The 7376-nt window shown below is 69.6% G+C and carries 5 protein-coding genes; 4 read left to right on the top strand and 1 reads right to left on the bottom strand.

All coding sequences use genetic code 11. The annotated features are described in order from the left end of the window. The first annotated feature begins 239 nt into the window (after window positions 1–239). A complete protein-coding gene (locus ACIPC1_RS05265; protein WP_402513330.1) occupies window positions 240–1091 on the top strand; it encodes a serine hydrolase in 852 nt (283 codons plus the stop codon). A 29-nt stretch (window positions 1092–1120) separates the two neighbouring features. Here the strand turns inward: ACIPC1_RS05265 and ACIPC1_RS05260 are convergent, their stop codons facing one another. After that, a complete protein-coding gene (locus tag ACIPC1_RS05260; protein WP_402513328.1) occupies window positions 1121–1831 on the bottom strand; it encodes an SDR family oxidoreductase in 711 nt (236 codons plus the stop codon). Between the two features lie 152 nt (window positions 1832–1983). Between ACIPC1_RS05260 and ACIPC1_RS05255 the strand changes: the two genes are divergently transcribed. The 3 genes from ACIPC1_RS05255 (at window position 1984) to ACIPC1_RS05245 (ending at window position 7323) form a co-directional block, all read left to right on the top strand. Then, a complete protein-coding gene (locus ACIPC1_RS05255) occupies window positions 1984–2364 on the top strand; it encodes a MerR family transcriptional regulator (RefSeq protein WP_402513327.1) in 381 nt (126 codons plus the stop codon). A gap of 80 nt (window positions 2365–2444) precedes the next feature. Next, window positions 2445–3494, top strand: coding sequence for an esterase-like activity of phytase family protein (locus ACIPC1_RS05250; protein ID WP_402513325.1), 1050 nt, complete (start codon window positions 2445–2447; stop codon window positions 3492–3494). A 109-nt stretch (window positions 3495–3603) separates the two neighbouring features. Continuing rightward, window positions 3604–7323, top strand: coding sequence for an ABC transporter ATP-binding protein (locus ACIPC1_RS05245; RefSeq protein WP_402513323.1), 3720 nt, complete (start codon window positions 3604–3606; stop codon window positions 7321–7323). Window positions 7324–7376 lie beyond the last annotated feature (53 nt).

Here is a 7376-nt window from a genome sequence, read left to right as displayed (position 1 = left end):
GAGCCGACGTGCTCTTCGCGATGCTCCGCGACGGCACTTTCTACCAACCACCAACCCCGATCACCCCTTGACCAAAGTCATAGGGGCACCCCCCCCGGATCAGGGGCCACCGCCGCGATGTTGGGCACCTCACACCTTCGAGGCAACTGTCGTACAACCATTCCCCCCATCCTGTGAGTCAAGAGATGCGAGCGCGCCGGGGGCGCGTTCGCATCGCTTCTAGGGGATGGGAAGCCTCAATGACTCACCGAATATCGCGGCGTACCCGTGTGCTCGGCGCGGGTGTCGGCGCCGGGATGCTCATACCGCTGGTGGCGGCGGCCGCACCCGCCGTCGCGGCGGCGCCGCAGGTCAGCTGTACGTCCGCGAAGGCGGCCCTGGCCACCAAGCTACAGAAGGACATCACCACGGCGCTCGCCAACCGTACGGGGACCATCGCGGTCGGGCTGTACGACCGTACGACCAAGACGACCTGCACCCTGCGGAACAGCACCGCCTACGACTCGGCCAGCGTCGTCAAGGTCGCCGTCCTTGCCACGCTGCTCTGGGACGCCAAGAAGCACAACCGCTATCTCACGCAGCGTGAGACCGACCTCGCCACGGCGATGATCACCAAGTCGGACAACACCGCGACGAGCACCCTGTGGAAGCAGCTCGGTCTGACGAAGATCAAGGGTTTCCTCGCCGCCGCCGGGATGACCCAGACCAAGCCGGGCGCGAACGGGTACTGGGGCCTGACCCAGATCACCGTGCGCGACGAGCAGAAGCTGCTCGCACTCACCACCGCGAAGAACTCGGTGCTGAGCGACAACGCCCGCACGTACATCCTCAAGCTGATGAGCCAGGTCATCTCCTCCCAGCGCTGGGGTACGCCGGCGGGGGCACCCTCCGGCGTCGCCGTGCACGTCAAGAACGGCTGGCTGTCGCGGTCCACGCACGGCTGGCGGGTGCACAGCGTCGGCACCTTCAAGGGCGGCGGCCACGACTACACGATCACCGTCCTGACACACGGCAACAGCACCATGCAGTACGGCATCAACACCATCCAGGCCGTGGCCAAGGTCATCCACAAGGACCTGGCGGCGAGCTGACGCCCCAGACGCGCCTAAAACGCTGACGGCTAAGACGCCGGCACCACCTGCGGATACAGCACGCTGGGGTCGGCTGACAGCGCCGCCTTGAGCGCGGCCGTCGCGTCGTCCGCGACGACCTCGATGCGGCCCGCCTCGATGCCGTCAAGAGCGGTGCGTACGACGTCGGCGGGATCGTTCTTCTCGATGTCGAAGCCGGCCATCATGTCGGTGTCCGTGCTGGCCAGGTGTATGCCCGTGACGAGGGTTCCCTGGGCGGCGAGTTCGAGGCGGACGCCGTTGGTGAGGCTCCACTCGGCCGCCTTCGCCGCTCCATAGGCGTTGGCGCCGTCGTATGCCAGCCACGACATCGCCGACAGGACGTTCAGGATTGCGCCGCCCTCGTTCGCGGCCAGGACGGGAGCGAACGCCCGGACCACATCGAGCGTGCCGAAGAAGTGCGTGTCCATCTCCAGCCGGATCTTGTCCAGGTCCCCGGCGACGAGGTTCTGGGAGGTGAAGACGCCGGCGTTGTTGATGAGGAAGGTGACATCGGGGGCGGCGGCTGCCGCGGCGGCGACCGACTCCGGGTCGGTGATGTCGAGCCTCAGCACCTCCACACCGGGGATGTCGACGAGCTCGGGCCGGCGTGCGGTCGCGTACACCTTGGCCGCGCCCCGCTCAAGCAGCTGCTGGGCGAAGTGCCGGCCGATGCCGCGGTTGGCGCCGGTGACGAGGGCGACGGAGCCTGCGATCTTCATGGGTGTCCTCCTGGACGGACCCGGGTGGGTCCCTGTGCCGCTACGCTAAAACCTGACGTTGACGTCAGAGGCAAGGGCTGTGATGCGGAACACCAGGGAAGAAGCGGTCCGGGACTCAGAGAAGACGGGACTCAGAGAAGAGGGAATACGGCATGCGCATCGGCGAAGTGGCCACCAGGGCGGGTGTGAGCGTGCGGGCCCTGCGCTACTACGAGGAGCAGCACCTGCTCACCTCCGAGCGCAGCCCCAGCGGGCAGCGCCACTACTCGGAGGACGCCGTCGAGCGCGTACAGCTGATCCAACAGTTGTACGCCGCCGGGCTTGCGAGCCGGACGATCGCGGACCTGATGCCGTGTGTGTTCACCCGTGAGGTGACGCCGGAGCTGCTCGACCGGCTCGTGGCCGAACGCGGCCGCATCGACGAGCAGGTCAGGGGTCTGACGAAGACCCGGAACCGGCTCGACGAGATCATCGGCATGGCCATCACCGCTCATAGCCAGGGCCGACTGTGCCCCAAGGAAGCCCGCGGCTGAAAGCCTCCCCCGGCTCCCGACTCCCCGGAATTCACGACCAGTACGCCTGCCCTAAACCAGCCGCCGCCTACCGTGTCGCCATGCGCCTGCGAACCGTACTTGCCACCGTCACCGCCGGCCTGGCGGCGGCCACCACCCTGACCGCCGCCGGGCCCGCCACCGCGGCCCAGGTCACCGCCGCTCCGGCCAACGCCTGCTCGCCCGCCGTCTCCATCGCCGGCTTCTCCGACGCCCTCGACAAGACGACGTACGAGGGCACCTTCGTCGGTAACTTCTCCGCGCTCGCCGTGGACGGGAAGGGCGAGATCGCCGCCGTCTCCGACCGGTCCGCGCTCTTCACCCTCGACGCGAAGACGCTGAAGACCCTGGCGCCCACCAGCGTCGTCCCGCTCGCCGACGAGAACGGTGCCGCGCTCGACTCCGAGGGCCTGGTCGTCGACCGCGACGGCACGCGGCTCGTCTCCTCCGAGACCGAGCCGTCCGTACGCCGTTACTCCCGCGACGGCAAGATCCTCGACCGTCTCCCCGTGCCGGACGCGCTCAAGGTCGCCCCCGCCGGCCGTGCCACCGCGAACCAGACCTTCGAGGGGCTGACCCTGCTGCCGGGCGGCCGCACCCTCCTCGCCGCGATGGAGAACAGCATCAGCGGCGACAGCAAGGAGATCGTCCGCTTCCAGACCTGGGACCGGAAGTCTTCCGGTAGGACCTTCCAGCTCGCCGCCCAGTACGGCTACCGCATCGACACCGGTCTCGGCGTCTCCGAGGTCACCGCCACCCCCGACGGCCGCCTCCTCGTCCTGGAGCGTGGTTTCACCGCGGGCGTCGGCAACACCGTCCGCCTCTACCTGGCGGACCCGCGGCACGCCACGGACACCAGCAGCACGGCGACGCTCACCGGGCAGGACGGTGTACGCCTGGTCGGGAAGACACTCCTCGCCGACCTGGTGAACTGTCCTTCACTGGGCGCCACGGCCAAGCAGCCGCAGCCCAACCCGCTCCTCGACAACGTCGAGGGGCTGACGATCACCGGCTCCGCCAAGGGCCGCCTGAACCTCCTCCTGGTCAGCGACGACAACCAGAACCCGGCCCAGATCACCCGCTTCTACTCTCTCCGGGCCCGCCTGCCATAAAGGGTGTCGTAGCGGTCGCCGCTGAGCTCCAATTGTTGCGGAGGGATGAAATCCGCTTCGCCGAGCGTTGGTGCCTTCCGGCGGACTGAGATCTACGGAAGGCACCCGCGTGGCAGCGCAAGGGGGATGGGCACGGCGACTCGCCGGGTACGCGTGGCGGCACCCGAGGGAAGTCGTGCTCGCGCTCGGTTCCTCCCTGGCCGGTATGGCCGTACTGGCGCTCGTCCCGTTGGTCACCAAGGTGATCATCGACGACGTGGTCGGGAACCACACCAGGGACATGGCCCCCTGGGCGGGCGCACTGATCGGCGCCGCCTCCCTCGTGTATGTCTTCACCTACATCCGCCGCTACTACGGCGGCCGCCTCGCCCTCGACGTCCAGCACGACCTCCGTACGGCGATGTACGCGACGATCACCCGGCTCGACGGGCGCCGTCAGGACGAACTGTCCACCGGGCAGGTCGTCGGACGCGCCACCAGCGACCTCCAGCTGATCCAGGGTCTCCTCTTCATGCTGCCGATGACCATCGGCAACGTGCTCCTCTTCCTGATCTCGCTCGCGATCATGGCCTGGCTGTCCCTCCCGCTCACCCTCGTCGCGCTCGCCGTCGCGCCCGCTCTGTGGGTGGTCGCCAAGCGGAGCCGCTCCAGGCTCCACCCGTCCACCTGGTACGCGCAGGCCCAGGCGGCCGCCGTCGCGGGTGTGGTCGACGGCGCCGTCAGCGGCGTACGGGTGGTGAAGGGATTCGGACAGGAGGAGCAGGAGACCGGGAAGCTCCGGGAGGTCGGGCGCAGGCTCTTCGCGGGGCGGCTGCGGACGATCCGGCTGAACTCCAGGTACACCCCGGCCCTCCAGGCCGTCCCCGCCCTCGGCCAGGTCGCGATGCTCGCCCTTGGCGGCTGGCTCGCGGTGCGCGGGCAGGTCACGCTGGGTACGTTCGTCGCGTTCTCCTCGTACCTCTCGCAGCTGGTCGGGCCCGTGCGGATGCTCGCCGTGGTGCTGACCGTCGGGCAGCAGGCCCGTGCCGGTGCCGAGCGCGTGCTCGAACTCATCGACACCGAGCCGTCGATCAAGGACGGGACGAAGACCCTGCCGGCCGACGCGCCCGCGACCGTCGAGTTCGACGACGTCTCCTTCGGATACGAGGAGGGGCGGCCGGTCCTCGACGGGCTGAGCTTCGAGATCCGCCCGGGCGAGACCCTCGCCGTCGTCGGTTCCTCCGGCTCCGGCAAGTCGACCGTCTCGCTGCTGCTGCCGCGCTTCTACGACGTGACGCGCGGCGCCGTTCTCGTCGGCGGCCACGATGTGCGCGAGCTGACCACGGAGTCGTTGCGGGCCGCGATCGGCCTCGTGCCCGAGGACTCCTTCCTCTTCTCCGACACCGTCCGCGCCAACATCGCGTACGGCCGCCCGGACGCGAGTGACGAGGAGATCGTGTCCGCCTCCCGTGCCGCTCAGGCGGACCGTTTCATCGCGGAGCTGCCGAACGGCTACGACACCAAGGTCGGCGAGCACGGCCTCACCCTCTCCGGCGGCCAGCGTCAGCGCGTCGCGCTCGCCCGCGCCATCCTCACCGACCCGCGCCTGCTCGTCCTCGACGACGCCACCTCCGCCGTGGACGCCCGGGTGGAGCACGAGATCCATGAGGCGCTCAGTCAGGTGATGGAGGGCCGCACCACCCTCCTCATCGCGCACCGCCGCTCCACCCTCAACCTCGCCGACCGCATCGCCGTACTCGAAGGCGGGCGGCTGGCAGACATCGGCACGCACGACGAACTCCAGCGGCGTTCCGCGCTGTACCGGCGGCTGCTGACGGACCCGGACGAGCTGGGCGGCGTCTCCCCGGGCCACGCCCTGCCGGTGGCGCCGCAGGAGGACACCTCCGTACGCGACGAGCTGGACGCCGAGTTCGACGCCGAGCGCGGGGTCACTCCCCGGTTGTGGACGGGCGATCGCGAGCCCAAGGACAACGCGCTCGCCGGGATGCCGGTCACCCCCGAACTCCTCAGCCAGGTCGAGGCCTTGCCCCCGGCCACCGACACCCCGGGCATCGACGAGGCACGGGCGGTCACGCCTGAGGAGTCCTACGGACTGCGGCGGTTGCTGCGCGGCTTCGGGGCGCCGTTGCTGATCAGCCTCGGTCTTGTCGCCGTCGACGCCGGCATGAGTCTGCTGCTGCCCGTGCTCATCCGGCACGGCATCGACCAGGGTGTTTCCGAGGTCGCGCTCGGCGCGGTGTGGGCGGCGTCCGGTCTTGCGCTGGTCACGGTGCTCGTCCAGTGGGCGGCGCAGATCGGCGAGACACGGATGACCGGACGGACCGGGGAGCGGGTCCTGTACTCGCTCCGGCTGAAGATCTTCGCGCAGCTGCAACGCCTCGGACTCGACTACTACGAGCGGGAGTTGACCGGGCGGATCATGACCCGGATGACGACGGACGTGGACGCGCTGTCCACGTTCCTACAGACCGGTCTTGTCACCGCCTTCGTCTCCGTCGTCACCTTCTTCGGCATCCTGGCCGCGCTGTTGGTGATCGACGTACAGCTCGCGCTGGTCGTCTTCGTGACGCTGCCGCCGCTGATCTTCGGCACCTTCTTCTTCCGCCGGGCGAGTGTGAAGGCGTACGAACTCGCCCGCGAGCGGGTGTCGTTGGTCAACGCCGAACTTCAGGAGTCGGTCTCCGGGCTGCGGATCCTCCAGGCGTTCCGGCGCGAGGGCTCGGGCGTGCGGCGGTTCACGGAGGGCAGTGACAGCTACCGTCAGGCGCGCAGGCGCGGGCAGTGGCTGATCTCCGTGTACTTCCCCTTCGTACAGCTGCTGTCGTCGGTGGCCGGGGCGGCGGTGCTCGTGGTGGGTGCGCAGCGCGTCGACGCCGGGACGCTCACGACCGGCGCGCTGGTGGCGTACCTCCTCTACATCGACCTGTTCTTCGCGCCCGTGCAGCAGCTCTCGCAGGTCTTCGACGGCTACCAGCAGGCGACCGTGTCGCTGGGCAGGATCCAGGAGCTGCTCCAGGAACCGACCTCGACGAAGGCCGCGGACGAGCCGCTGAAGGTGTCCTCCCTACGGGGCGAAATCGCCTTCGAGGACGTCGACTTCGCGTACGGCGACGCCGAAGAGGCCCTCAGCGAGGTGTCGTTGACCATTCCCGCCGGGCAGACCGTCGCCTTCGTCGGGGAGACCGGCGCGGGCAAGTCGACGCTCGTGAAGCTGGTCGCCCGCTTCTACGACCCGACCGGCGGGCGGGTGACCGTCGACGGCACGGATCTGAGGTCACTGGACCTGACCTCCTACCGGCACCGGCTCGGCGTCGTCCCCCAGGAGGCCTACCTCTTCCGGGGGACGGTCCGGGATGCCATCGCGTACGGGCGTCCCGACGCGACCGACGCCCAGGTGGAGGCCGCCGCCCGCGCGGTCGGCGCGCACGACATGATCGCCACGCTCGACGGCGGCTACCTCCACGAGGTCGCCGAGCGCGGCCGCAACCTGTCCGCCGGACAGCGCCAGCTGATCGCGCTGGCCCGCGCCGAACTCGTCGACCCGGACATCCTGCTCCTCGACGAGGCCACCGCCGCCCTGGACCTGGCCTCGGAGGCACTGGTCAACCAGGCCACCGACCGGATCGCGGGCCGCCGTACGACCCTCGTCGTCGCCCACCGGCTGACCACGGCCGCACGCGCGGACCGGGTCGTGCTCATGGACCACGGCAGGGTCGCCGAGGACGGCACCCACGAGGAACTGCTCGCGCTGGGCGGCCAGTACGCCGAGTTGTGGCGGACCTTCGTCGGGGCACCCGAGCCGGGGGAGCCCGTCGGTCACCCGGCCTGACCCCCTCGCGCAACCAATCGAAGCGCAACCATTCGACAGGCGTCGTGCGTCCG

Source organism: Streptomyces sp. NPDC087263, assembly GCF_044744645.1.
Taxonomy (GTDB): domain Bacteria; phylum Actinomycetota; class Actinomycetes; order Streptomycetales; family Streptomycetaceae; genus Streptomyces.
This window is presented reverse-complemented; position numbering and strand designations above follow the sequence as displayed.

Bases quoted from the DNA above. Each gene is read 5' to 3' on its own strand.
- ACIPC1_RS05265 (WP_402513330.1), top strand. From the start codon at position 240: ATGACTCACCGAATATCGCGGCGTACCCGTGTGCTCGGCGCGGGTGTC.
- ACIPC1_RS05260 (WP_402513328.1), bottom strand. From the start codon at position 1,831: ATGAAGATCGCAGGCTCCGTCGCCCTCGTCACCGGCGCCAACCGCGGC.
- ACIPC1_RS05255 (WP_402513327.1), top strand. From the start codon at position 1,984: ATGCGCATCGGCGAAGTGGCCACCAGGGCGGGTGTGAGCGTGCGGGCC.
- ACIPC1_RS05250 (WP_402513325.1), top strand. From the start codon at position 2,445: ATGCGCCTGCGAACCGTACTTGCCACCGTCACCGCCGGCCTGGCGGCG.